This window comes from Cupriavidus sp. 2KB_3 (assembly GCF_052115685.1).
Taxonomy (GTDB): domain Bacteria; phylum Pseudomonadota; class Gammaproteobacteria; order Burkholderiales; family Burkholderiaceae; genus Cupriavidus; species Cupriavidus campinensis.
Map to the genome: position 1 here is coordinate 250375 of NZ_JBFRHD010000006.1, position 26170 is coordinate 276544.

At 64.2% G+C, this 26170-nt stretch carries 22 protein-coding genes; 8 read left to right on the forward strand and 14 right to left on the reverse strand.

Translation table 11 applies throughout. From position 1 onward, the window contains the following. Positions 1–3: 3 nt before the first annotated feature. The 4 genes from fliD to AB4120_RS08695 form a co-directional block, all read right to left on the reverse strand. The gene (fliD, locus tag AB4120_RS08680) at positions 4–1419 is read right to left on the reverse strand and encodes a flagellar filament capping protein FliD (protein WP_149138793.1); all 1416 of its coding nucleotides are present in this window, start codon (positions 1417–1419) and stop codon (positions 4–6) included. Between the two features lie 49 nt (positions 1420–1468). Further along, positions 1469–1846 carry a flagellar protein FlaG gene (locus AB4120_RS08685; protein ID WP_149138794.1) on the reverse strand — a complete coding sequence of 126 codons (378 nt, stop codon included), beginning with the start codon at positions 1844–1846 and terminating at the stop codon, positions 1469–1471. Positions 1847–1973: 127 nt separating this feature from the next. Then, on the reverse strand, positions 1974–3164 hold the full coding sequence (locus AB4120_RS08690; protein WP_149138795.1) for a FliC/FljB family flagellin: 1191 nt from the start codon (positions 3162–3164) through the stop codon (positions 1974–1976). Between the two features lie 237 nt (positions 3165–3401). Next, positions 3402–3722, reverse strand: coding sequence for an RNA chaperone Hfq (locus AB4120_RS08695; protein ID WP_149138796.1), 321 nt, complete (start codon positions 3720–3722; stop codon positions 3402–3404). A gap of 922 nt (positions 3723–4644) precedes the next feature. Between AB4120_RS08695 and AB4120_RS08700 the strand changes: the two genes are divergently transcribed. Both AB4120_RS08700 and AB4120_RS08705 read left to right on the forward strand, forming a co-directional pair. Continuing rightward, positions 4645–6597, forward strand: a complete 1953-nt coding sequence (locus AB4120_RS08700) for a methyl-accepting chemotaxis protein (protein ID WP_262389746.1) — start codon at positions 4645–4647, stop codon at positions 6595–6597. A gap of 213 nt (positions 6598–6810) precedes the next feature. Then, on the forward strand, positions 6811–8379 hold the full coding sequence (locus tag AB4120_RS08705) for an MDR family MFS transporter (protein ID WP_441642147.1): 1569 nt from the start codon (positions 6811–6813) through the stop codon (positions 8377–8379). Positions 8380–8407: 28 nt separating this feature from the next. Here AB4120_RS08705 and AB4120_RS08710 read toward each other — a convergent pair whose 3' ends face one another. Genes AB4120_RS08710 through AB4120_RS08725 form a run of 4 tightly spaced genes read right to left on the reverse strand, consistent with a single transcriptional unit; the run spans position 8408 to position 12470 of the window. Next, on the reverse strand, positions 8408–9331 hold the full coding sequence (locus AB4120_RS08710) for an oxygenase MpaB family protein (RefSeq protein ID WP_441642148.1): 924 nt from the start codon (positions 9329–9331) through the stop codon (positions 8408–8410). Positions 9332–9390: 59 nt separating this feature from the next. After that, the gene (locus tag AB4120_RS08715) at positions 9391–10428 is read right to left on the reverse strand and encodes a cytochrome d ubiquinol oxidase subunit II (protein WP_149138799.1); all 1038 of its coding nucleotides are present in this window, start codon (positions 10426–10428) and stop codon (positions 9391–9393) included. After that, a complete protein-coding gene (locus AB4120_RS08720) occupies positions 10425–11813 on the reverse strand; it encodes a cytochrome ubiquinol oxidase subunit I (RefSeq protein WP_149138800.1) in 1389 nt (462 codons plus the stop codon). Before AB4120_RS08720 ends, AB4120_RS08715 begins: the two co-directional genes overlap by 4 nt. Positions 11814–11816: 3 nt before the next feature. Continuing rightward, a complete protein-coding gene (locus AB4120_RS08725) occupies positions 11817–12470 on the reverse strand; it encodes a GbsR/MarR family transcriptional regulator (RefSeq protein ID WP_149138801.1) in 654 nt (217 codons plus the stop codon). 295 nt (positions 12471–12765) lie between these two features. Between AB4120_RS08725 and AB4120_RS08730 the strand changes: the two genes are divergently transcribed. Genes AB4120_RS08730 through AB4120_RS08740 form a run of 3 tightly spaced genes read left to right on the forward strand, consistent with a single transcriptional unit; the run spans position 12766 to position 14111 of the window. Continuing rightward, complete coding sequence (locus AB4120_RS08730) at positions 12766–13215, forward strand: Hsp20/alpha crystallin family protein (RefSeq protein WP_149138802.1); 450 nt, start codon at positions 12766–12768, stop codon at positions 13213–13215. Between the two features lie 23 nt (positions 13216–13238). Further along, positions 13239–13667 carry an Hsp20/alpha crystallin family protein gene (locus AB4120_RS08735; RefSeq protein WP_149138803.1) on the forward strand — a complete coding sequence of 143 codons (429 nt, stop codon included), beginning with the start codon at positions 13239–13241 and terminating at the stop codon, positions 13665–13667. Between the two features lie 60 nt (positions 13668–13727). Next, on the forward strand, positions 13728–14111 hold the full coding sequence (locus tag AB4120_RS08740) for a hypothetical protein (protein WP_441642149.1): 384 nt from the start codon (positions 13728–13730) through the stop codon (positions 14109–14111). 89 nt (positions 14112–14200) lie between these two features. Here the strand turns inward: AB4120_RS08740 and AB4120_RS08745 are convergent, their stop codons facing one another. Together AB4120_RS08745 and AB4120_RS08750 are read right to left on the reverse strand one after the other, a co-directional pair. Next, entirely contained in the window at positions 14201–14860 is a 660-nt protein-coding gene (locus AB4120_RS08745) for a carbonic anhydrase (protein WP_149138804.1), read from the reverse strand. A gap of 246 nt (positions 14861–15106) precedes the next feature. Continuing rightward, complete coding sequence (locus AB4120_RS08750) at positions 15107–16729, reverse strand: sensor domain-containing protein (RefSeq protein WP_149138805.1); 1623 nt, start codon at positions 16727–16729, stop codon at positions 15107–15109. Between the two features lie 465 nt (positions 16730–17194). On the opposite strand from AB4120_RS08750, the gene AB4120_RS08755 reads away from it, so the two are divergent. Beyond that, complete coding sequence (locus tag AB4120_RS08755; RefSeq protein ID WP_149138806.1) at positions 17195–18436, forward strand: NAD(P)/FAD-dependent oxidoreductase; 1242 nt, start codon at positions 17195–17197, stop codon at positions 18434–18436. 167 nt (positions 18437–18603) lie between these two features. Here AB4120_RS08755 and AB4120_RS08760 read toward each other — a convergent pair whose 3' ends face one another. The 4 genes from AB4120_RS08760 to AB4120_RS08775 all read right to left on the reverse strand — a co-directional run bounded on the left by AB4120_RS08760 (position 18604) and on the right by AB4120_RS08775 (position 23848). Then, complete coding sequence (locus tag AB4120_RS08760) at positions 18604–21429, reverse strand: ATP-dependent Clp protease ATP-binding subunit (RefSeq protein ID WP_441642150.1); 2826 nt, start codon at positions 21427–21429, stop codon at positions 18604–18606. Positions 21430–21626: 197 nt separating this feature from the next. Further along, positions 21627–22049, reverse strand: coding sequence for a PRC-barrel domain-containing protein (locus tag AB4120_RS08765; protein WP_149138807.1), 423 nt, complete (start codon positions 22047–22049; stop codon positions 21627–21629). Between the two features lie 333 nt (positions 22050–22382). Continuing rightward, complete coding sequence (locus AB4120_RS08770) at positions 22383–23129, reverse strand: helix-turn-helix transcriptional regulator (RefSeq protein ID WP_262389747.1); 747 nt, start codon at positions 23127–23129, stop codon at positions 22383–22385. Positions 23130–23356: 227 nt separating this feature from the next. Next, entirely contained in the window at positions 23357–23848 is a 492-nt protein-coding gene (locus tag AB4120_RS08775) for a phosphate-starvation-inducible PsiE family protein (protein ID WP_149138809.1), read from the reverse strand. Positions 23849–24141: 293 nt separating this feature from the next. On the opposite strand from AB4120_RS08775, the gene AB4120_RS08780 reads away from it, so the two are divergent. Together AB4120_RS08780 and AB4120_RS08785 are read left to right on the forward strand one after the other, a co-directional pair. After that, positions 24142–24567, forward strand: coding sequence for a CopG family transcriptional regulator (locus tag AB4120_RS08780; protein ID WP_149138810.1), 426 nt, complete (start codon positions 24142–24144; stop codon positions 24565–24567). A gap of 51 nt (positions 24568–24618) precedes the next feature. Further along, positions 24619–25737 carry an extracellular catalytic domain type 1 short-chain-length polyhydroxyalkanoate depolymerase gene (locus tag AB4120_RS08785; protein ID WP_149138811.1) on the forward strand — a complete coding sequence of 373 codons (1119 nt, stop codon included), beginning with the start codon at positions 24619–24621 and terminating at the stop codon, positions 25735–25737. The last annotated feature ends 433 nt before the right edge of the window (positions 25738–26170 follow it).

Sequence of the window (26170 nt, forward strand, 5' to 3'; positions counted from 1 at the left end):
AAATTACTTGCTGCCGGAACCGTTGATGGCCGCGAACTGCTCCGTCAGGTAGCTCTTGGTCTGGTTCAGTTGCGAAATCAGCAGGTCCAGCTGCGTGAACTGGGCGCGGTAGCGGTCCATGGTCGCCGTGACACGGTCTTCCGTCGCCGTGTACTTTTTCTCCAGGTCCTTCAGCGTGGCAGTGATGCCATCGGTGGCAGCGGTCAGCGCGCCGGACGTGCCGTTCAGCGAGTCGACGTAGTCGGTGACGGTCTTGCCCATGCCCGACGCGCCATTCACGCCCGTGAAGAAGTTCGACAGACCCTGGATGTTGCCGGCCAGCGCCTTGTTCAGCTTGTCGTCGTTGATCTGCAGCTTGCCCGCGTTCTCGGGCGTCACGTTGAACTCGATGCCGAGGTCGGACAGGGTGATGGAGCCGCCGTTGCCATCGGACATCGGCGCGGTCAGCATCGAGCGCAGGCGCGTGGCGATGTTGCGCAGCGTGCCGTCGCCGTTCAGCGCGCCGGCGGTGCCGGCATCGGTATCGAACGTGGTCAGCGAGCCGACGGCCGTCAGGATGTTGTTGTACGCGGTGACAAAGCCCTGCACGGCGGCCTTGATGGACGCGTCGTCGCGCGTCACGCTCATGGTGGTGGTGCCCTTGGACTTCAGCGTCAAGGTCACGCCCTGGGCGGCGTCCACCACGGTGTTGCTCTGGCTCGTGACGTCGATGCCATTGATCTTCAGCGCGGCGTTGGCAGCGGCCACCTTCTCGGACATGCCGTTCGGCTGCGTGGCCAGGGCGGGGTCGTAGGCGACGATGTCGCTCACGGCGCTGTCGCTGGCGCTGATGCGCATGCCCGAATCCGTGCCGGTCTTGTTGGACGTCAGCACGATGTGGTACGGCGTGCCCGAGCCGTCGTTGATGATGCTGGCGGTCACGCCGATATTGGCCTTGTTGATCGAGTCGCGGATGCCTTCCAGCGAGGTGTCGGAGCCGATCGTCACCGTCTTGGTGCTGGTCGGCGTGCCGCCCGTGGCGAGGTCGGCGCCGAAGTCCACGGTGATCGTGCCGCCGCCGATGGCGGCCTTCTTGTCCGTTACCTGCTTCGAGACCAGCGATTGCGCCGCGGCCAGCGACGTCACGTCGATCTGGTAGCTACCCGCCACGGCGGTCGCGTCGGTGGTGGCGCTGAGCACGCTGTCCGAGGTCACGCTGGCCTTGACGGCGCTGTACGTGGCGGCGGTACCGAGCGTCTTGGCGGCGGCCGAGTAGGCATCCAGCACGCTCTTGATGGTGCCGTAGCCGGACAGCTTGGCCTGGTAGCTCTTGGCCTGGTTGTTGATTTGCGTCAGCGGGAGTTCTTCCGCTGCCTGGAGCTTGTCGAGCAGCGTTTGCAGCTCGAGGTTGGAACCGACACCGATGGAAGAGATTGCCATGTCTTTTTCTACCTATTGTTATTTGACTTCAACTGGGAGGTTGCAGATATCAGACGGCGTGGCTCACGAACAAGCCCTGGAGCTTGTCGATCGCGCGCGCCAGGCGCACAACGTCTTCATTCGGCATTTGCCGGATGATCTCGCCCGTCTCCTTGTCCACGACCTTGGTGATCACGCGGTGCGTCTGGTCGTCGATCTCGAAGCGCAGGCCGATGGAGGTGGTCTTCAGGACATCGACCAGTTCCTGCACTGCCGTGGCGGTCTCGGCAGGGGCGTCGCCGGAAGCGCCAGCGTCCGCCTGGTGGGCGGACTGGACGGGGCGAACGGCGCGCACCGTGGCGGTCGGCGCGGCGTGGGCCGGGGCGAGGGTCACGGTGTCGGCGGAAATGCGGGCCGCCGGAGTGGAAACGGGATTGGAAGATGCCATGGTCAGCTCCGTCCGGTAGGGCGTGTGGTTCTGCTTGGTGGAAACGCTTTGCAGGCAGTGGGCTGCCTGCAAAACATTCCGGCAAAAAAGCCGGGCCTTGCGGCCCGGCCTTCTTGCGGCGCGGCGATTAACGCAGCAGCGACAGCACGTTTTGCGTGGTCTGGTTCGCTTGCGACAGCACCGAGGTACCAGCTTGTTGCAGGATCTGCGCGCGGGTCATGTTCGACACTTCCGTTGCGTAGTCAGCGTCTTCGATGCGCGAACGCGAAGCCGACAGGTTGTTCACCGTCGTGCTCAGGTTGTTGATCGTCGATTCGAAGCGGTTCTGCACAGCACCGAGGCTCGAACGCAGGTTGTCAACCGTCGACAGGGCCTTGTCCAGCGTGGCCAGCGGGTTGGTCGTGGCTGCTTGTTGGAAGTCCGAAGCTTGCAGCGACGAACCCGTCAGCGTGAAGCCAGCGGTGGAACCGGACACCGAAGCGTCGGTCGGCTTGACGGCGATGTACATCGTAGTCGACGTGGCGGTACCGTTGCCAGCGAAGCCCTTCGACGACAGAGCGGCGTCGTCGGCGGCGGTCAGGCCGGTCATGCTCACTTGCACGAACCAGTTGCCGTTCGAATCCGTCACCACGGATTGCGAGTTGATGGCTGCCGAGGTGTTCAGGCCCAGGGCGCGCTGGATGTCAGCGGCGGCGATGCCGGTTGCCGAAGCAGCCGTCACCGGGGTGGCGGAACCCAGAGCCGTTTGAGCGGCGGCGGAACCGATCGAAGCCGTGGCGCCTTGCGGGCCGGCAACGCTGAAGCCAGCAACGCCGAGGGTCTTCGACGTGATTTGCTTCAGGGCGATCGAAATCGTTTCGCTGTCGTTGGCACCAACCTGGATCGACATGTTTTGATCCTTGGCCAGGACCTTCACGCCGTTGAACTGGGTCTGAGCCGACACGCGGTCGATTTCCGACAGACGTTGCTTGATTTCGTCCTGGATCGACTTCAGGTCCGAAGACGAGTTCGTGCCGTTGGCGGCCTGCACCGACAGTTCACGGACACGTTGCAGGTTGTTGTTGACTTCGCTCAGCGCGCCTTCGGTCGTTTGCGCGATCGAGATACCGTCGTTGGCGTTACGCGAAGCTTGCGTCAGGCCCTTGATGTTGGCGGTGAAGCGGTTGGCGATGGCTTGACCAGCAGCATCGTCCTTGGCGCTGTTGATGCGCAGGCCCGACGACAGACGCTGGATCGCGCTGTTCAGCGACGATTGCGACGTGTTCAGGTTGCTCTGCGTTTGCAGCGACAGAATGTTGGTGTTGATGACTTGCGCCATGGTACGACTCCTATTTGCAATGTTTTAGGCATTCCGGCGGGTGCCGTAACGTTGGCTGCCTGCGTTGCAGGGCGTAGAGTGCCTCCGTTGCAAGGGTTATCGACAGGGCGGTAGGAGACTTTAGAGTGATCTTTGCGAGAGTTTGCGGGCGGGGCCGGAAACCCCCGGCGTTATTGCGGATGCCGGCCGGCCCGGGGAACGAACGGGGCGCCGCCGGGACGGGCCGGCCAGGCCGCGTCAGCGCCGCTTGCGGGTGCGCGGTATATATAGACGCACAAAATCGGGCGACGCCTCGGCGTCCAGCACCGCCGCGTCGGCTTCCGGCGCGTGCGCCGGCGTCACCACGGTAATGGCGCGCTTGTAGACCACCGTCGGCGTGGGATCGTCGCCCGTCTTGCCCAGCAGAATCATGTAATTGTCCGAGGCCAGCACGATCCCGGTCAGCCGCGTGCCATTGGAGAGGTGCACGATGACGGTATTGCGGCTGGCGCTGTGGGCCGCAAAGTGCAGATGCTGCAACTTTCGGCTGGGACGGGGGACCTTTTTTTCCTGCTTCACAACTTCTCCGGAAGAGCCCGCGAGGGTTCTGGCGGCTGTCAACGGTCCGAGGACCAGGCGCATGGATCGAGGCCGCACTAAAAGTGACGGGTGGGGCGCTCTGATCCTGGCGTGATATGAAACATTCACTCTCGGAGCCGGGGCAGGGGCTCACCTTCATCACGATAGCGGGCGCGCCTACCGAGCGGTTGCATGGCGCCATCCGGCCGAGCGGTTCAGTCGGCCTTGCGAAGAGAGAAGGGGAATACTTCAGCCGGGAGGGTAACAAAGTTTTACAAGTGTTGACAAAGTCGGCTAGCAGACGAGGCCTAGAGGTAAAGCTCTATTTATTTTATTGATGCAGTCGGTGTGATTGAAGTCGCACCTTCGTTGTCAGGGTCTGACAGAAAGGCAACGCTTGCGCCGCAATCCGCTCGCGCTAAAGCTTTGCGGGACGCTGGCCGATAACTGCCGATATGCCCGAATGTGCGGTATGGCACGATATACGAGGCGAAAGTGCCGAATTCGCTACAGCCGCTATCAGGGTATTCCCTGATAGAAGCTTGATTTACACCTCATGTAAGCAGGTTTATATTCCTATGTTCGGACCGGTTTACCCCCGGTCTTTCACAGCAGTCCTGAAAGCCTACGAGCACCCCGCGCGTGGGCTTCTTTTTTTTGCCCTCGTCGTTTCGTCGCGGTCTGGTGCCGCAGTGGCCGTGGTCGGCCGGGCCGGAGTGCCCGGAACAGATTAGACGCCACTCGTTGATGCGGCAATTTGACGAACTACCGGCACTTTTCCCCCTATTTCGATTTTCCGCTCAAGAAGCGCACCGGCGCGCCCGATAGCGCTGGTGGCGACACCCGGTTTCCGGTGGATGCCAGACGACCGTCCGAACATCGAAAAAAGAGAGAAAGGTACGCTGAGATGGGCTTGCGAAACATGGGTATCGGAGCACGACTGTCCCTGGCATTCTGTGCGGTGGTGTTGCTGCTGGCGGCCGTGGCGGCCGTGGGCGTGACCGCGCTGCGCGGCATGAACGAGGCGATGCACCAGGCGGTGGAGCAGCGCCTGCTGCGCGTCATCGACCTGAACCGCGTGAAGGAGAGCGCGCTGATGATCGGCGTGCTGGTGCGCGACGGCGCGCTGACCGAGGACGTGGCGCTGGCCGCGCAGAACGCGGACAAGATCATGAAGATGCGCGAGGAAATGGGCGCCGGCCTCGATGCCTTCGGCAAGGTCGTCACGGCCGGTGGCCGCGCCGATTCCGTGGCGAAGTTCGGGCAGCTGACCGAGGCCCGCAAGGCCTACAACGGGCAGCTCGACCTTGTCATGCAGCAATTGCGCGCCGGTGACTTCAATAGTGCGCGCGCTGGCCTGATCGTGACGCTGCCGACCGCCCAGGCCGCCTACTTCGACAATCTCGACCAGTTTGCCGCGATGGGCCGGAAGTTGGCCGTCGACGCCGTGGGCGAGGCCTCCGCCCAATATGTCTTTGCCCGCAACCTGCTGATCGGCCTGGCGGCCGCTGCCGCCGTGATCGCCGCGCTGCTCGGCCTGGCCATCACCCGCTCGGTGACGCGCCCGGCCGGCCAGGCGCTGGACGCCGCCGAGGCGCTAGCCCAGGGCCGCCTGGGCCATCCCATTGCCGTGCGCACCCAGGACGAGATGGGCCGCATGCTCGGCGCGATGGAACGTGCCTTCGGCCAGCTTGGCGTGCTGGTGCGCGGCATCCAGCAGGCCGCCGGCTCGATCGACACGGCGGCGCGCGAGATTTCCATCGGCAATACCGACCTGTCCCAGCGGACCGAGCAGCAGGCGGCCTCGCTCGAGGAGACTGCCGCCTCGATGGAAGAGTTGACCTCCACTGTGCGCCAGAACGCCGAGAATGCCCGCCAGGCCAACCAGCTGGCGGTCAACGCCTCGGACGTGGCCACGGAAGGTGGCAGGGTGGTGCGCAGCGTGGTGGACACGATGGACGGTATCTCGAAGTCCTCCGCGCGCGTGGCCGAGATCATCAGCGTGATCGAGGGCATCGCCTTCCAGACCAATATCCTTGCGCTGAACGCCGCCGTGGAAGCGGCTCGCGCCGGCGAGCAGGGCCGGGGCTTCAGCGTGGTGGCGGCCGAGGTGCGCAGCCTGGCGCAGCGCTCGTCGTCGGCGGCCAAGGAGATCGGCGAACTGATCAACAGCTCGGTGCGTCAGGTCCAGGACGGCGCCAAGCAGGTGGAAGTGGCCGGCAAGACCATGGACGATATCGTTGGCGCCGTGCGCCGCGTGACCGACATCATGGGCGAGATCAGCGCGGCCAGCGAGGAGCAGACCGCCGGCATCGAGCAGGTCAGCCTGGCGATTACCCAGATGGAATCGGTGACGCAGCAGAACGCGGCACTGGTGGAGCAGGCCAGCGCGGCGGCCGAGAGCCTGATGCAGCAGGCCGGCGGGCTGGTGTCCGAGGTGGCGCGCTTCGACCTGGGCGGCGTGCGCGCCCCCGAGGCACGCGCGCCCCAGGCCGTGGTGACGGCTGCGCCGCGCATTGCCGCCCCTGCCAAGGCCAAGGCCCCGGCCCTGGCCGCGCCGGCACCCGCCCGCGTGCGGGCCATCAGCCGCCCGGCCGCGCCCGCGCTGCCGGCCAAGGCAACGACGGCCCCGGCACCCGCCCCGGCGCCGCGTGGCGCCCGCGCCCCGGTTGTGCCGGCTGCGGTGCGTCCGCCGGTGGCGCGCAAGGCGCAGCCGTCGGTGCTGTCCGCGCGCCAGCCGGTTACGCCCGCCAAGCCGCGCCCGGCGGTGACGCCGCAGCGCAAGGAGCCCGTGCTGTCCACGCCGGCCCGCCGCCGTCCCGCCGCCGCGCCCGCGCCTGCCATGGCCGAGGCCGGCGACTGGGAAACCTTCTGATCTGCTGATCTTCTGATCGACAGTAGCGGTCCTACCTTCAGGCGGCGCCCGGCGTCGCCCGGTGTCCTCCTGAAGGTAGCCTGTAAGCCACCTGTAGGCCATACGGCACTTCGGCAAGCGGGGCCGGCGGCATGCGCCTACAATACCGGCTCTCCTTGACCACACAAGAGCAGGCACGGCCGGTCGCGCCGCCGTCTGCCACGCAGGCCTTCCATGTCCGCCTCTCCAGTGCAGTCCTCCCCCCCGCAGCCCGCTCGCGCCCCAGATACCCCGCCGCCAGACGTACCCGTCATGCAGGTGCTGTTCGGCCTGATGCTGGCCATCCTGCTCGGGGCGCTGGAACAGTCGATCGTGGCCGTGGTGCTGCCGGACATCGCGCTCCAGCTGAACGGTTTCGAGGACATGGCCTGGGTGATCTCGGCGTACCTCGTGGCCTCCACCGTGGTGACGCCGATCTACGGCAAGCTGTCCGACGTGCTCGGGCGCCGTTCCGTCCTCTCGTTCTCGATCGTGCTGTTTCTGCTGGCGTCGATCTTCTGCGCCATGGCCACGACCATGCCAATGCTGATCCTCGCCCGCATCCTGCAGGGCCTGGGCGGCGGCGGGCTGATCTCGGTCTCGCAGGCGACCATCGCCGATGTGGTGCCGCTGCGCGAGCGTGGCCGCTACCAGGGCTATGTGAGCGGGGTCTGGGCCGTGGCGAGCATGGCCGGCCCGGTCATCGGCGGTTACCTGGCGCATTTCCTGTCCTGGCGCTGGATCTTCTGGATCAATATCCCGCTGTCCCTGCTGGCGCTGGTGGTGGTGCGCCGCGCGCTGCGCCACCTGCCCGTGGGCGGGCGCCGGCACCGCATCGACTACCTCGGCGCGCTGCTGTTCGGCGGCGGGCTCTCGGGCGTGCTGGTGTTCCTGACCCGTCTGGGGCAGGGCCACTCGCCGCTGGAACTCCACACCCTCGGCCTGCTGGCGGCGGGCGTCGTCGGCATGGTGCTGTTCGTCTGGCAGGAGCGGCGCGCCGTCGATCCGGTGATTCCGCTGTCGATGCTGCGCGTGCCCACGGTGGCCATCTGCTGCACCACGCTGTTCCTGTGCTTCTTCCAGCTGATTGCAATGTCGGTGCTGCTGCCGCTGCGCTTCCAGGTGGTGGGCGGCGCCCATGCCGACACCGCTGCGCTGCGGCTGGTGCCGCTAACGCTGGCCATTCCGTTCGGCGCCTATATCTCCGGGCGGCTGATGTCGTGGAGCGGCCGCTACAAGCCGATGCAGTTGGCCGGCTCGATCATCGCGCCGCTGGCCATCGTGGCGCTGGCGTTCATGCCGCCGCACGCCGTGATGGCGTCCGCGCTGGTGATGATCGTGCTCGGGCTCTCCATCGGGCTGCAACTGCCGAGCGGGCTCGTCGCCACGCAGAATTCGGTGCCGCCGCAGCAGGTGGGCATCGCCACGGCGCTGACCGCCTTCTCGCGACTGCTGGGCGGGGCGGTGGGCGTGGCCGTGCTGACCACGGTGCTGATCGCCCTGCTGCGCCATGGTGGCATGGCCGTGAGCGACCTGAGCGGCGGCGAGGATGTGCTGATGAGCATGTTCCGGCGCGCCATGGGTGCGGCCAGCGATGGCGACGCGGCGGCGGTGCGCGTGGCGGCCGAGCAGGCGTTCCGCACGCTGTTCCTGTTCAGCGCGGCGGTGTCCCTGATCGCCCCGTTCCTGGTGATGCGGCTGCGCGAGACCACGCTGCGCGGCAGCCCGGTGGCTGCTGCGGCCGCGGCCAGCGCGGCGGAGTAATTCTATTTAGCAGTCGTTCTACATAGCATCAAGCGCTGCGCGCCACGCGCCGCCGGGCGCGGGCCGCGAGCCCGGGGCCGAGTACCCAGCGCAAGGTGGGCGCCAGCGCGCCCATCGCCGGCACGGCCAGGGTCCGGCGCATCGAGCGCCGGTGCAGCCCGAGCGCCTCGCGGGCCCAGGGCGGCAGCAGTGCCACGCCGGCATCGGCCATGGTCCGCACGGCCGGCACCAGCAGCGGGTTGGCCACCGGCATCGCCATCACCAATCGCACCACTTCGCGCGTGCGTTCACTGTTAACCAGATAGGGGCGCTGGGCTTCCAGGTAGGCGTGCACCTCGGCGCGCGATCCTGGCACGTCGGGCGCGCCCAGCAGGGTGGCCACGGTGGCTTCCTCGGCGTAATACCGGTCCTGGTCGGCGGCCGATAGCGGGCCGACATAGCGCAGGTATCCCGCCAGGAAACTCGACACTTCGGCCACATGCACCCAGGTCAGCAGCGCGGGGTCGTCGGCGGCGTAGGGCTGGCCGTCCGGCGCCAGGCCGCTGATATTGGCGTGGATGCGGCGCACGCGCTCGATCAGCCGCATGGCGTCGGCGCGGCTGCCGTAGGTAGTGCCGGCGATGAACTGCGCGGTGCGGCCGAGCCGGCCCTGCATGTCGGTGCGGAAGGTCGAGTGGTCCCACACCCCGGCCAGCGCCAGCGGGTGCAGCGCCTGGAGCAGCAGCGCGCTGACGCCGCCGGCCAGCATCGCCGGGAAATCGCCATGCACGCGCCAGCAGACCGCATCGGGCCCGAACAGGCCGGGGTCGCCCGGCGGGTTGTCGTAGTCGATCGACAGGCCGGAGTTGCTGCGCGTCAGCGCGCGCACCTGCGCGCCGGCGTGGCTGCGCAGACGTGTCAGCAGGGGCGGGTTGGCGGATTCCGTGGGGGGGCCGGGGACGCGAGAGGACATGCCGCTGGGGCGCCTCCCTGGCGCCCGGGGCCACGGGTCAATGGGTGGGGGTCGGTGGATCAGTAGTAATGCAGGTCCGTGGCCTTGCCCCAGAATACACGGTACGCATAGACCGTGTAACCCAGGATGGTGGGCAGCACCACCGCCGCGCCGATCAGGATCACCGCCAGCGATTCCGGCGCGCTGGCCGCCTGCCAGATGTCGATCTGGTCCACCACCAGGTAGGGGAACAGGCTGTAGGCCAGGCCGTTGAACGCCATCAGGAAGATCACCGCCGTGCCCGCGAACGGCACCCAGCACCAGCGGTCGTTGCCGCGCGCATGCAGGTCGCGCATCTTGCGCAGCAGACGCTCCACCACCACGAACACGGCCAGGGTGATCAGCGGAATCGGCGCCAGCAGGATGATGTTGGGCAGCGAGAACCATTTCTCGAAGATCCGCGGGCTCACCAGCGGCGTGACCACCGAGATGGCCGCCACCCCCAGCGCCGTCAGCCACAGGCTGCGCCGCGCCCAGTAGATGGCGCGCAGCTGCAGGCTGCCGGTGGTCTTCATGATCAGCCAGCTCGCGCCGAGCAGGCAGTAGCCGGCCACCAGGCACAGCCCCACGGCCACCGCGAACAGCAGGTTCGGCAGGTCGTAGCGGAAGCCGGTGATATAGAGGCCGAGCATCAGCCCCTGCGAGAAGCTGGCCAGCAGCGAACCCGCGTAGAACGCGAAGTTCCACCACGGCTTGTGCGGATCGCGCGCCTTGACGCGGAAGTCGAACGCCACACCGCGGATGATCAGCCCCGCCAGCATCAGCGCCACGGGCAGGTAGAGGTGGGTCAGGATGGCGCCGTGCGCGAGCGGGAAGGCGGTCAGCAGCAGGCCCACACCGAGCACCAGCCAGGTTTCGTTGGCATCCCAGAACGGGCCGATGGAGGCGATCATGCGGTCCTTGTCCGCATCGTCGGCCCGGCGCAGCAGCACGCCCACGCCAAGGTCGTAGCCGTCCAGGATCACGTAGATCAGCATGGCCAGCCCCATCAGAGCCAGGAAGACCAGCGGCATCCAGCCGGCCGGCTGGGTCAGGTCGGGAAGGGTAGCCGGGCTCATGACTTGCTCCTGGGTTGGCCGGGAAGGACGGGTTGCGGGGTCTGGACGGCGGCGGGCGCCTCGGAGGCATCCTCGGCCGGGGCGCCGGCCTTGCGGGCGAGGTGGAACACCACGGAGATATAGGCCACGATCAGCACCAGGTACAGCGTCAGGTACATCGCCAGGGTGCTGCCGATCATCGCCGCCGGTACCTTGGAGGCAGCCTGCGCCGTGGTCAGCACGCCGTAGACCAGGTACGGCTGGCGGCCGATCTCGGTCACGTACCAGCCGGCGACGAGCGCCACCCAGCCGGAGAAGGTCATGGCCACCAGCGCGCGGGCCATCCACGGTGCGGGCTCGCCGCGCTGGCGGAACTGCCAGGCGCCAAGCCACGACACGGCCAGCATCAGCAGGCCCACGCCGACCATGATGCGGAAGGCGAAGAACAGCGGGGCCACGGGGGGATGGCGGTCCGGGAAGGCGTCGATGCCCCGGATCTCGCCATCGAGGTCATGGGCGAGGTAGAGCGAGGCCAGCTTGGGGATGGCGATCTCGAAGTCGTTGGTCTGCGTGCGGGCGTTGGGAATGCCGAACAGCACGGCCGGCGCGCCTTTCTCCGTCTTCCAGATGCCCTCCATCGCGGCGATCTTGGCCGGCTGGTGGTGGAGCGTGTTCAGGCCGTGCAGGTCGCCCGCCACGATCTGCAGCGGAATCAGGATCGCCGCGAGCACCACGCCGGTCCGCATCGAATGGATGACATCGCGCCCACGGTCGCCGCGCAGCCAGCGGTAGGCCGAGACGCCGGCCAGCAGGAAGGCCACGGTCAGCCCGGACGCCAGCAGCATGTGCGTCAGGCGGTAGGGGAACGACGGGTTGAAGATGACTACGAGCCAGCTCGTCACGTGGGCGCGGCCGTCGATCATCTCGAAGCCGGCCGGAGTCTGCATCCACGAATTCAGCGCGAGGATCCAGAACGCCGAGAGCGTGGTGCCGCCCGCCACCAGCAGCGTGGCGATGGTGTGCGTGCGGTTGCTGACGCGCCGCATGCCGAACAGCATGATGCCGAGGAAGGTGGCTTCCAGGAAGAAGGCGGTCAGTACCTCGTAGGCCAGCAGCGGGCCGGCGATGTTGCCGACGGTCTCCATGTAGCCAGGCCAGTTGGTGCCGAACTGGAAGCTCATGGTGATGCCGCTGACCACGCCGAGCGCGAAGGTCAGGGCGAAGATCTTGACCCAGACGCGGTAGGCGGCCATCCAGCTTTCATCGCCGGTCTTGCCGTAGCGCAGCTTGAAGAACAGCAGCACCCAGCCCAGCGAGATGCTGATCGTGGGGAAAAGGATGTGGAAGGTGATATTGGCGGCAAACTGGATGCGCGCCAGCACCACGGGGTCGAGACTGGCAAACACGGGTTACTCCTTGCGGGGGCGGGAGGGCTTTGTGGGGGTCTTGGGGGCTTTTTTGGGGGCGGCGTCGGTGGATTTGTCGCCCCCCCTGTCGCCGTTTTTGTCGCCCCCCATGCCGATGGCACTGGCGAAACGGTCCTTGACGTCGAGCAGCTTGGTCACGCGGGAGCCGAGCCGCATGAGCTTTTCCAGCGTGGCGACGTCGAGCCGCTGCATGTCACCAAACCACGTGGTGACAAGCAGGATCAGGCCGTACATCTCCTTCATGCGCGCCTGGGCGTGGCGGTCTTCCGGGGAGGTGGCGGCCTCCAGCTGGACCTCCCGCAGCATGGACAGCGTGGGATCGATCTCGCGGCGCCGGCGCTCCTCGGCCAGCGTGCGGAAAATCGCCCAGACGTCATCGGGCGCGGAAAAGTACTCGCGGCGGTCCCCCGGCTGGTGGGAGAGCTTCACGAGATTCCAGGATTCCAGCTCCTTGAGGCCGATGCTGACGTTGGAGCGCGAGAAACCGAGCGATTCGGCGATCTCGTCGGCATTCAAGGGGCGCGAGGCGGTGAAGAGCAGGGCGTAAATCTGACCGACCGTCCGGTTGATACCCCAGCGGCTGCCCATCTCACCAAAGTGAAGGACAAAGCGCTGGATCAAGGGCGAGAGCTGCATGAGCGTTTCGAACTTTCAGGAATTTGTGAAAGTTTAATACGGATCAGGCCGTCCTGCAGGAGTTTTTGCGGTGCGTCAAAAGGTCGCTGGCATTGACGGCAGCATCAGCACTCAGACAGGCGGGATTTTCCCCCTTGAAATCCTCGAGCCGGCTCCTACCTTGGGATTGCTCAGGCAGTCGCACCCGTACCGTGGTGCGCTGCGTGTTTCGATTTGTTTGTCGGCTGCAATGGCGAGCGAACTGGAGCGCGTGGCCCGTTCGCCCTTCATTGCGCATTCCTCAGGAGGGTAGATCATGAGCGAGTTCTTCTTCGGAACCGATCTGTTCAACGAATTCGACCGCCTGCAAAGGCAAATGGCGAACCTGGCGGGCGGCTTTCCATCCAGCCTTCGCGCGGACCGCACCGGCACGTTTCCGCTGCTCAATATTGGCGCGACCGATGACTCGATAGAGATCGTCGTCTTCGCTCCCGGCATGCAGGCGGACGGCTTCGACGTCTCGATTGATAAAGGCATGCTGACGATCAGTGGCGAGCGTGCGCCGCTGGAGGCATCAGCCGAAGGCAGCGGCGAAGCGACGCGCGTCTATGCACAGGAGCGGTTCGCCGGCAAATTCCGGCGTGTGATCGAAATGCCGCAGCAGGCAGACCCCGACAACGTCAAGGCCCGCTATGTCAACGGCTGCCTGACCATCAGTGTCGGCAAGCGTGAGGCCTCGCGCCCCAAGGCGATCACCGTTCAGTAACGCCAATGCCCAGGAGTCAGATCATGGACGACATCACCAGCACCCGGGTCGCAACGGCCGGCCAGCATACGACCCAACCGGCGCCCACCCAATATCAGTCTACGGAGAACCGGCCTGGCCGGCCTACCGTGACGCCGCCCGTCGATATCGTCGAGGACGCGCGTGGCATCACGCTATTTGCTGACCTGCCAGGCGTCACCCGAGAGAATCTGGACGTGAAAGTCCACGACGGTCACCTGTTCATCGAGGGCGAAGCGATGGTCGACGTGCCGCCGGGCCTGCGCGTGCAGCATTTGGAGCTGCAACAGCCGCGCTTTGCCCGTACGTTCGCGGTCAGCCCGGATTTCGATACCGCCCGGATTGAAGCCAATCTGCAGAACGGCGTGCTGCGCCTGATGATTCCTCGACGCGAGGAAGCCAAGCCGCGCCGCATCACCGTACACACCAACTGACCGAGCACGCCGGCAGACGCTCGCGCGTCTCGCCGGCGCGAACCGAATGACGAGGACATCATGGAGTTTCATGCCGAATGGCTGACACTCGGCCGCCACCGTACACGCCTGCGCTGCGAGCGGGGCTTTCCGACCGAGCGCACGCGCCAGCTGGCCGAACTGGCAAAGATCGGAATCGAATGCAACCTTAGCGCCCGGGCAAGGCTCGTCGAAGTGGTCGCGCAGCGCGAGGAAAGCTACCTGATCCGGATCGGTACCACGTTCGCCAGAGATAAAGAGGCCGCATTCCATCTCGAACCCGCACTGGCGATCCTGCTGGGGCTTCCGCAGGAAAGGGTAGGGGTGGAAGTTACCGTGGTGGATCAATCAGAAGTCGACACGCATTTCGGCGTGTATGAGCGGATGCTCGCGGAAAAGCTTGGGGCTGTACCCCCGTTGCAATGAGGTGCGGGGCAGAAGATCTCCGCCCCGCGCTCTTCACTTCAGGTCCTTCTACCGGCGTGCCGCAGTACAGACCCGCCAGGGGGGCGCAGTCAAACGCTTCCGTGACGATGGGAAGTCACCGCAACTGTCGTCGGCGACTCGGCCAACGGCACGAAGCGTCGGGTGGTGCCGTCCAGTGCGTCGATGCTGCCTGCCGGGATGTCGTACACCCAGCCGTGCAGATTCAGTCGTCCTTGTTCGAGAGCCAGTGCCACCGAAGGATGTGTGCGCAGATTCGCCAGTTGCGCGATCACGTTTTCACGCACGAGCCCGTCGAGCTTGGCGCGAGGCGTGTCGAAATGGTGCGCGGCGTTGATTGCTTTGGCGGCATCTGAATGGCGCAGCCAGCTCGCAACCGCCGGGAGATGGTCAAGGCACGTACACCGCGAAATGGCGCCCATCGCGCCGCAGTCGGAGTGGCCGCAGATCACGATGTCCTTCACGCCCAGCACCGCGACCGCATACTCGACGGTGGCCGAGACGCCGCCGGGTTCTGGGCCGTACGAAGGCACGATATTGCCGGCATTGCGAATCACGAACAATTCGCCTGGCTCACGTTGCGTAAGGAGTTCAGGCACCACGCGGCTGTCCGAGCAGGTGACGAATAAAGCCTTTGGTTGTTGCGTCGTCGCGAGCTGCTTGAAGAGCTCAACGCGTTGCGGATAGACCTCTCGCTGAAAGCGCAGGAAGCCGTCGATGATGTCACGCATTTGCGTTCTCCACGTCGAAATAGCTGATGCAGGCGCAAGCCGTTCCATTGGTCGCGCTGCCGTCGCTATTATGAACTGAGATTTGGGGCTAGCCGAAGGGGGGCGGGCCGAGGATCGAAAGAAGTGTTGCGGTCAGATAGACTTCCGATACGACCGCCAGGTGCAGCAGCAATCACGAATCAGCCAGGACACGTTGTGACGCTCCCCGTACCGACAGTGTGCGAGCGTCAATTCCGGTTAGCGCCTTCACAAACGCTGTATACATTCCGCAAAGGCCTCGGAGGTGAGCGGACGGCTGATGAGATAACCCTGAATGGCGTCGCATCCGGCGTCCTTAAGCTCGTCGACCTGGTGTTGGCACTCGACGCCTTCTGCGATAGTTTTCATGCCCAGCGAACGGGCAAGACCGACGATGCCGCGAATGACCGCCGAGGCCTTCTCTGAATCCACCAGCGCTCGAACAAACGACTTGTCGATCTTGAGCGTGTCTATAGGCAGTCGGACCAGATAGCTGAGACTGGAGTATCCGGCGCCGAAGTCGTCTAGCGATGTGGAAATTCCCGCTTGCTTCAGCGTCGCAAGAACCGACGATGCCCTTTCGATATCGCTCACGAGAGAGTCCTCCGTGACTTCGATATCGAGCATGGTGGGGGAGATGTCGTTCGCCCTCGCGATCTGGAGAATCCTGTCTGTGAGCCCCACTCCAAGGAGTTGCCGGGCCGACAGGTTGAGACTGATCCGCGGTACGTTTACGCCCATCTGCCGCCATGAGCCGATATGCTGGCAAACTTCATTGAGCAGCCATTCGACGAGAGCGCCTTCATATGGGGAGTCAAGCAACAGATCCAAGAATGCATAAGGCGTCAGCAAGCCTCGTTCAGGATGACGCCAGCGAAGGAGCGCCTCGGCACCGATCAGGGAGGCGTCCGCGAGCGCCATCTGAGGCTGGAAATGGAGCTCGAACTGGTTTGTCGCAAATGCCTTACGAAGATCGAGGCGCAAGGCAGCACGGTCGCGCACGCCCCGGTCGAGTGCCGCGTCGTACGTGCGCACTTGAAACCCGCCCGATGACTTCGCTGCGTACATGGCCGTATCAGCATGACTCAGCAACGCCTCGGCTGTTTCCTGTTCTTCTCTCAGGAGCGCGATGCCAACGCTGGCCGAAAGAGAGATGGATCTGCCGCATGCTTCGAATGGCACTGCGAGGACGTTGAGCACCGAGTGCGCAAACGCTTCTGCTGCGCTTTCAGTGGTATTGCGTAATAACAAGACAAACTCGTCGCCCCCTACGCGCGCGGCGAAGAAAGCAGGCTCGAGAATTGCGAGAAGCCTTTTCGCAAAGCCGCGCAGCAGCTCATCGCCGACAGCATGACCAAATGCGTCGTTGACTTCCTTGAGACGGTCCAAGTCTATATACAGCACCGCCAGGGAAGTGCCATCCGCAAAACCTTGCGAAGCAGACACGGCGACCGCGTGCGATAGTACTTCCATGCACTTGCGTCGGTTCGCCAAGCCAGTCAGAAAATCGTGACCAGCTTCAAATTCCAACTGCGCGGCGTGCTCGTGTTCGCGCGTGACGTCGCGGAAGAGTACCGTAATGCCATCGTCGTGGTGAAATGAGCGAGCCTCAAACCAGGTGCGGAGCGGTGCGTAATAGTCAGTGTGACACCCAGGAAGTCCCGTTGCCGCCGTATGCTGGTAGGTGCGATAGTAGCCGGAGTCCACCAGGTCGGGGTAACACTGCCATATGTCGCGTCCGAGCAGGTTTTTCCGCTCCTGCCGGAGGTATCGCTCAGCCGTATTGTTGAGGTAGGTGAAGCGCCACGATTTGTCTATCGACATGAATCCGTCGCTCAGGCTATCAAGCATTTCACCAAGGTGAGCCGGTGCGGGCTGTCGGGCTCCGGCGTCTGATGTCGGACGGGGAGGACATGAGCCAGTGTGTCGTTCCATTTTGGGCCTTCTGTTCGCATCTGACCCAAAAGTCCTCGCTCTTGCGCAAACCGTGGGTTGCCGCATTTTAACCGCCTTTGCCGGGAATGAGGCTCCTCCTGATGTCAGTCAGTCACGATCAAAGGACCTTGCATCGTGGGAGTTCCCACGCGTCGCCGAGGACTTGGGGCTATCTCCGGTGCTCGTCGTGCGGACATTGGCGTGATGATCAATCACGACATCATCATTCAGGCCGTCTGACGCGGAGCGTCGCGTTTTTCGGGGCCGCAGAAATCAGACAAAGCGAGGCAGGATCAAAAAAGACGCGCGAGCGAAAGCGCGAGTATTGTAGTCCCGCCGCGCTGCCAGACCGGCGCGGACGACGCACAGGGAGTCACCTTTATGTTCAAGATCTATGGGCGAAAGCGCACGGCCAACGGTTATGCGATTCGTGACTTCCTTCATCGCAGCGACATCCCCTTCGAGTGGATCGAGCTCAAATGCGACGAGGACGCCGCGTCGCTTGCACACGTACAGCATCTTTCCGATCCGCGTTTGCCTGTGTGTGTCTTCAAAGACGGCACGCGGCTTGAATGCCCAACTATCCGCCAGATCACCGAGAAGCTCGGCTGGTTCGCCAAGCCCTCTCGCTCAGAGTACGACCTCGCCATTTACGGGGCTGGTCCCGCGGGACTGAGCGCTGCGGTATACGGTGCATCGGAAGGGCTGCGCACGGTGCTGGTGGAGCGCTGGGCCATTGGCGGTCAGGCCGGCAGCAGCTCAAAGATCGAGAACTACCTCGGCTTTCCGAATGGCATTGGCGGCTGGGAACTCGCCGAGCGCGCTCGCGCGCAGGCGATGAATTTCGGTGCCGAGATACTCCTAGCGCGAGCCGGCACGCGCGCGGAATTCCCACCGGGCAAGGGCGTCGTCTATCTGGACGACGGCACGCGCATCACGGCGCGAACATCGATCTGCGCGACCGGCGTGGCTTATCGCAAGCTTGGCCTGGCCGACGAGGAGCGCTTGTTCGGCTTCGGCCTTTATTATGGCGCAGGTGCGAGTGAAGCAGCGCTGATGCACGGCGAGGACGTCTATGTCGTTGGCGGCGGAAACTCGGCGGGGCAGGCGGCCATGTACTTCGCGCAGTCGGCCAATCGAGTCTGCATGGTAGTGCGCGATGCGTCGCTGAAGAGCACGCTCTCGCAATATCTGGTTGACCGCGTGCACTCGGCACCCAATATCGAAGTTAAGACCTGCACGCATGTCACGGCGCTCGCCGGGGACGAGGCGCTGCGTCAAGTCACGCTGACCGATGTGCGCACCGGCCAGCACCGCAATGTGAAGACGCACTGGCTCTTCGTCTGCATCGGCGGCGTACCGCAAACAGAATGGGCAGCGCAGCTGGGCATCGTGCGGGACGAGGCAGGCTATCTGGTCACCGGTCCGGATCTGCGCGAGTTCGAGCATGGCCGTCGGTGGCCGCTAGAGCGCGCTCAGCTGCATCTGGAGACCAGCATGCCGGGCGTATTCGCTGCGGGGGACGTGCGCCATGCGTCGATCAAGCGCGTCGCATCGGCGGTAGGCGAAGGCGCGATGTGCGTGGCGCTTGTGCATCGCTATCTGAACCTGAACGGCGGCTGAACGGCCGCACACGGTGACAGGCGTTCGGCAACGCGCGGCGACCACGGCTCCGATGCGCACCATCCGAATCGAGCCTGCGTGCTGCCCACCGACAAGCATTGCTGCCAAGAGTGCGTGAGGCTCGGAGCGCGACGCCTTGCAAGCGGCGTTGCGCTCCGAGCCTTCCATCAGACGTGCGCGGCTTTCTGCTCCTTCGCCTGGCGCGCCGCTTGGGCATCGGCAGGTTGCTTCTGCACGCGCACCGCATTCGTTCCCGAGTCGTAGGTAATTGTCACCTTGTCGCCATCACGGACATCGCCCCGCAGCAACGCATCGGCAAGTTGCGATTCCACTTCCGCCCGAATCTTGCGCTTGAGCATCCGTGCGCCGAACTCGGGGTCATAGCCGATCTCCGCCAGATGATTGCGCAGCGCATCGTCGAACGACAACTCAATGTCCTTTCCGGCCGCGGTGCGCTGCACGCGCTCGAGCTGCAGATCAACGATGCTGCGGATCTGCGCTTTGCCGAGCGCATGAAACACCACGACCTCATCCACCCGGTTCAGGAACTCGGGTCTGAAGTGATGCCGCAGGACCTCCATCAGACGGTCGCGCAGCGCAGGGTAGTCGAGCTGTTTCTTGTCGGCGCGCATGTTGTCCTGGATCATCTGCGAACCGATATTGCTTGTGGCGATGATAATCGTGTTCGTGAAATCCACGAGACGTCCCTTGCCGTCGGTGAGACGGCCTTCGTCGAAGAGCTGCAGCAGGATGTTGTGCACCTCCGAATGCGCCTTCTCGATCTCATCGAGCAGCACCACGCTATATGGGCGGCGCCGCACCCGCTCAGTCAACTGCCCACCTTCCTCATAGCCGACATAGCCCGGAGGCGAGCCCACCAACCGCGCCACGGTATGCCGCTCGGAGTACTCGCTCATGTCGATGCGTACCAGCGCGTTCTCGTCGCCGAACACGGAGACGGCAAGCGCTTTGGCGAGCTCGGTCTTGCCCACGCCGGTCGGTCCGAGAAAAAGGAAGCTTGCAGTCGGCTTGCCGCCTTCGGTGAGACCGGCACGTGAGAGCCGGACAGCCTGCGCGACGGCGCTGACCGCCTCGTCCTGGCCGACCACACGCTCCCTCAGGCGCTCTTCGAGACGCAGCAACTTCTCTCGGTCCTCAGCGGTGAGTTCGGACACCGGCACGCCGGTGAGCGACGCCACGACCTGCGCGATGTCCTCCGCCGTCACCTTCTGCGAACTGGTGCCGCGCTCTTTCTTCCACGCTTCGGTCGCATCGTTAAGGCGCTCCTGCTCGGAGATGAGCTTTCCTTCCAGTTCCTTCGCCTTGTCGAACTGCTTGGCGGCGCTTGCCGCATCCTGTTCCTGGCGCGTACGGCGGATGCTGGCCTCGATGTCGTGCAGATGCGTCGGCCTGGAATTCGACGCGATGCGCACGCGAGCGGCCGCCTGGTCAAGCAGGTCAATGGCCTTGTCCGGCAGGAATCGTGCGGCAATATAGCGGTCCGACAGCTTCGCCGCGGCCGCGATGGCCTCCTCGGTGATCTTCACCTTATGATGTGCTTCAAGGCGGTCGCGCAGCCCCCGCAGGATTTCGATGGTTTCCGCGACGCTCGGCTCGGGTACGCTCACCGGCTGGAAGCGGCGCTCGAGGGCCGAGTCCTTCTCGATGTATTTTTGGTACTCGTTGAGCGTTGTGGCGCCCACAAGGTGCAGTTCGCCGCGCGCGAGCGCCGGCTTGAACACGTTACCAATGTCGAGCCCGCCTTCGCCGCCGCCCTGGCCGGCACCGACGATAGTATGGAGTTCATCGATGAAAACGATCAGCCGGTCCTGGTTCTCGTCGATCTCGTCGAGAACCTGCTTGACGCGCTCCTCGAACTCGCCACGATACTTTGCTCCCGCCACCACGCTATTGATATTCAACTCGACGACGCGCTTGCCGCGCAGCACCTCAGGCACCTGGTCCTGGACGATGCGCTGTGCAAGTCCTTCGACGATCGCCGTCTTGCCAACACCCGGCTCGCCGATCAACACCGGGTTGTTCTTGCGGCGGCGCGCAAGAACCTCGATAGTCGTCTCGATTTCCTTGTCGCGGCCGATCACCGGATCGAGCTTGCCGCGCCGTGCAAGATCGCTGAGATCGCGCGCGTACTTGTCGAGCGTTGGCGTGGTGGAGCGGCCCTCGACGGTGCCTTCCTCTGCGCCCTTGCCGACCACCTTGACCGTCTTCTGCCGAAGAGCGTGCGACGATAGTCCGTACTTGCGCAGCAACTCGCCCGCGAAGCCGTCCTCCTCTTCGACAAGCCCGATGAGGATATGCTCCGGCCCGACATAGCTGTGGCCGAGTTCCCGCGACGCGGTGAGTGCGTTCTCCAGCGAGCTCTTTGCGCGCGGCGATACGCCGATGTGCTCCTCGTCCGTCTTCTCGCCGCGAGTGCCGCGCGGAGCGTTCTTATCGACGTCCTTCTTGATCTCTTCGGGATCGAGCTTGAATTCGCGCAGGATCTCCTGCACCACGTTGTTGTCGGCGAGTGAGAGCAGCAAGTGTTCTGTATCGACCTCGGACTTGCCGAACTCGACCGCCGCTTGCGCGGCCGCCTGCAAACGGTCCAGGCCACTCTCGCTCAGGAACGTCTGCAGGTCGACGGCTTCGCGCGCGCGGCGATGCCGGCGCGGCCTGCCGCCAGCCCTCACCGCGCGTTCACCCGCGCTCTCGCCCCCATCGCCTTCTGCTGCCGGCTCGCGCGTCGCCTCCGACCGTCCGAGAGATTGCCGCTCCCCCCGCCTGCCTTCGAGCGGCGACCACATGTCGTCGAAGAGACTTTCGAAGAGCCCGCCGTGAAAGAGGGATTCAAGTGGCGAAAGGCCGCGCTGGTTGCGTACCATGAACGCCATGTAGTGCTCGTCGCACAGCGTCAACAGACGGCGCTGGCCGTTCTCGGTGATCGTGATCTGCGAAGTCGCCGGCTTTCCACAAACGCTGCAAGTGGCCATGATGTCTCCGTTGGATGGGCAGTGGAGGTTTGAAGGCGAGGAGTCCTGCGCGTCTGCGCTCTTTTCCTCGGAGCTCTTGCGCAGGAAACAGGGGTGCCACCTAATCGGGGTCCAATAGCATCGCTATGCTCCTGTTCCGGCGCCGCTACAGCGGCCAGAGCCGTCAGTGACTTGTGCCGGGGCGTCGCCGACACCTGTCAGCCCTTGGCATATTCGAACTCCGGCAGCTTTTTCAGCGTCTCCTTGCTTGCGCCGGGGAGGATTGCCTTCGGCGCAATCTGCTTGAAATGCTGAACAGGGATGGCGACGCGATGCGTCGCCATCCCGAGAAAGCCGCCCACGTCGATAATTGCGGCCGAGAGCGAGCCATCGGGCGCCACAATCAGGTCGTCGACGCGGCCGATCTTTTCGTTCTTTTCGTTGTAGACATCGGAGTGGATCATCTTCGACGCACGCCAGCCCGTTGCAACCAGTTGCGCTTCGGTGACAGTTACGCCGAGTGTCGCCTTGCCGGCGACAGGCACATCCTGTGCGATCGCGCCGCTGGCCCCCAAGCCACCAGCGGATAGCGCAAGCACGAGCGCCGACAGCCTTGCGGCCGATGGAAGGTTAGTCTTCATGGTGTTCTCCAGAAAGCGCAGGGGGATACGTCGACGCGGAGCGCAGGATGCGCACACAAGTGCAGCGGCATCTTCTGCTTGTCGGGCAGGAACTGATCATCCAGACGAGGGCGAGTGCGCTGGCGGCGGGGCGAACAGCACGAGGAGGCCGAACTGCATTCCCGCGGCGCCGCGCGCGATCATCCACCTTGCGCGTCCGAGCTTCCTCCATTGTTGGGTACCGGGAATGTCGTCAAGCATACGTCCGGGAGGTGCGCGCTTCTTCCGGGTTCCTGCACAGAGGTGTCGGATTCCTGCGCGTGTTGGTTGCTCAAGGATGGTGTCGCGCGCGCATCACCCGATCGTCGGGCGGTGATGCGCTAGACGGAAAGCGCGGGGCGTGCAGCCCGCATACCGATGAAACACCTCGGTGAAATGCTGCTGCGTTTGAAAGCCCGCGCGTGCCGCGACATCAATGAGCGGGAGACTTCCTTCGAAAAGCATCAACTGCGCAAATTTCAACCGCTTGGTAATCAGATAGAAGTGCGGCGCCAGCCCCGTCGCATTCTTGAAAGCATGCGCAAAGTGCGACGGGCTCATGTGCAGAAGCGCGGCGAGGTGCACGATCTGGATGTTCTCCGCAATGTGTTCATGTATGAAGTGCTCCACGACGCCCAGATTCTTTTGGGACAGACTCGTGCCCACCTCGCGGGCATTGGCGTCGCGTCCGTACCGACCCGCGAGATGAAGTGAGATGACGTCAGCGAACGCGGCGAGGCACATGGGGTTGGGGCTAATGTCGGCGTGCAACGCGGTAAGCATGTCAGCCGCTTCGCGTAGGAAAGGGTCCCACGCCGTGAACCAGCGCGGGATATCACACGACCTGGTACCGAGCGCTTTTCGAGCGGTTTCCCTTAGCTTTGACGAACTGAGGGCGAGGACAATGCCGCACGGATCGACGTCATTGTCGACTTCGATGCGAGCCCACGCCGGCACGATCGCGATGAACGGCGCACTGACTTTAATACGGTGAGCGGAGCGCGGGCTGCCTCCATCGGCGCTCGCATGCGCGGTGGTTCGGTCCGCCGGAATGACACACAAGATCCATTGCGCCGACTCTACCGCGCAGTCCGCGCAAGACGCGCCAATCGAGTGGCAGTGAAGACAACGCAACTCTGAAGGACGTGACATTTTGCTCCATGGTGCGTTTGCCAAGGAGGGGGGCGTAGTCGTGGCCCCTCGAAGTCTAGTGTGCCCTTTCCGGCTATGTTAGGTTTGTTTCGTCATACATATGGGCGCGCCGCATGTATCGCCGGGAAGAATGTGAATCAGATGCGCTCTTCGCGATCCTTCGCGGCGAGCTCGGCAATTGCGGCATCGACGGGATCGTCGCGCTGCCGCATCAGCCAGTAGACGCTGCCCAGCGCAACCAGCCCGCCCGCGAGTGCGGCGATGCTGGCCGCGTCCGTGGCTGGATCGAGGATGATGAACTTGCGCGCGATCGCGAGCATTGCCACGAGGATCACGGTTTTCACCTGCACAATGTGATCGCGCCTTGACATGACGCGGGTGATCGAGTGCTTGAATTCCATCGCGATCAAAAGCGTCATCACCATCCCGAAGACCGCTTGGAAGATCGCATGATCCAGAGTATCGAATGCTCCTGAGAGCAACAGCGCGATGACCGCCCGAATCAACTGCCACAGAGATACGACGATGATCACCGAGATCACGACGCTCAGGATATGGGCGATGATCTGCTCAAAGCGCTCATAGAAGGTCAGCACGCGCCATTGCAGCCGAAGCTTGTCAAGGTTCACGGGAATTGGTCGGCTTCATTTGCTTATCGATCGGCTCGCAGGAAGGCGCGGTGACGGCGGCAACGGAAGGCCGAGCAGCCCGTGTGATGTTGCGCCGTGCGTGAGGCCGTTTCTTTCGCCTTTGTGCTGACTCTTTTCCCTGACCTGCTTTGCGTACGAGGTGGCTGTGTTCTGACTCGCACCCTACCGCAATGCGAACTCGCAACAGGCCAAGAAACTCCTACTGCCATCCAGTGGGATGGTGATAGGATGGTTGTAAATCAGATCAGCCAGCGAGTCACATGGAACGAAAAATGGACCTTGCAGCACAGGGCGGCGCTCTTCGCCCGAAGGGCGGCGAGACCGAAAAAATCACGATCAACCTTGGGCCAGTGGATCTCGGGCAGATCGATCTGTTAGTGGAAGAGGGCTTCTATTCGAACCGCACGGATCTGATCCGGACCGCCATCCGCAATCAACTTGCGGTGCACCAGCAGGCCATTCGTGAGACGGTGACGCGCCGCGCGCTGGTGCTCGGCCTGCAACATTTCTCGAAGCAGGATCTGGAGGCCGCCTTGGCCGCCAACGAGAAACTGGCCATCCATGTCCTCGGCCTGGCAAGCATTGCTGCCGATGTGAGCCCCGCGCTGGCATCGGCGACGATTGAATCGGTCGTTGTACTCGGCGCGTTTCACGCACCGTCCGCGGTAAAAGCCGCGCTGGCGGGACGCATACGGTAGTTTGCGGCAATCTCGCCGCGCCCGGTTCTCCGGGCCAGATGGGAAATCAACGTGAAAATGAACGACGCGTTTCTCGCCTCGATGCATGAGGCCATGCATCTTCTTCAGACCGCAGGCCCTCTCGAAGCAACCGCCGTTATCCAACGCGCCCTTCGCCAACACTCGGCGGACGCACCTACGCCGGCATCGCCGCCGATGCCGCCGATGCCGGCGCAGGTGGTCCAGCAACTGCTGGAGCATCGCACCGCCGAGCCGGCTGCGGCGCCGGCTCCAGCCCCACGTGCCGAAGCCGTGGCAAAGCCGGGAAACTTCAGTCAGCGACGTTTCGCCAATGGGGCCGGCAAGCGCGCTTACAAACTTTACGAGCCGACGAGCGAGGCGTACGGCCCGATGCCGCTGGTCGTCATGCTCCATGGCTGTACGCAGGATGCCGATGATTTCGCAGCGGGTACGCGCATGAACGCGCTCGCCGACAAGCTCGGCTTCATGGTCATGTATCCGATTCAGCCGGCCCATGCCAATTCCTCGAAATGCTGGAACTGGTTCCGCCCAGGCGACCAGCAAGCGGGGCGTGGTGAGCCGTCGATCCTCGCCGGCATGACGCAGGAGGTCGTCGAGCGCCACAGCGTCGATCCCGATCGCGTCTACATTGCGGGCCTGTCAGCGGGCGGGGCGATGGCCGCCGTGATGGTCGAACGCTATCCGGACCTGTTTGCCGCGGCCGGCGTTCACTCGGGACTTCCGGCGGGCTGCGCCCATGACCTGCCGTCGGCGCTCGCGGCGATGAAAGGCGGCAAGGGCCTGGGCGCTTCCAGGCGCGGCGCCGAGCCGCACGCACCGCCACGGCGCCCCTTGATTGTCTTCCACGGCGATGCCGATCACACCGTGCACCGTGCCAACGGCGACCGGCTGATCGAGCCCTACGAACAGGGCAGTGCCCAGAAGCGGATCGAGCGCGACACCGGCCGCGCCGGCCGTCGCTACACGCGCAGCCTGATCACCACGCCGTCGGGCGTCGATGCCGAATACTGGCTTCTCCACGACGCCGGACATGCCTGGTCAGGCGGAGGCACAGGCGGTTCGTACACCGATCCGAAAGGGCCGGACGCCAGTACGGAGATGCTCCGGTTCTTCCTGGCCCATCCGCGCCGTCCGCTTCCTCACCGATAACAGAAAGTCCGCAGATGCGCCGCACTCAGGGCGGCGGCATGGTCCTTTCGTCGTGGCAGAACGTGCGTTGCGCGAAGTGCACTACGATACTCATCGTCCCCTGTCGATCACTGACGACGGGGGGCGCACTGCCATGCGTGGGTGGATTGGTACGCGGCGCATCTTTGTCGCCTATTCTAAGAAAGTCCAAATGTGGCCGCGCCGATGCCGCGGATACGCCGTGCCCTAGTGCTTAACGAGTGCACCCCTGTCGCGTTGCCGACAAGATTGCGGCGTTCTCGTTGCAGGACGATTGGCAGGCTGCGGCGAGCAAGATGAACCTTTCGCTTGGTTTCAGCGCCGATGCGTAACAGTCTGAGCCTTCATATTCTGTGCGAGGACGGAGAGCACGTGCTCTGTCGAGGGCGCCGCTCAGACAAAGGCGGCGTCGGCA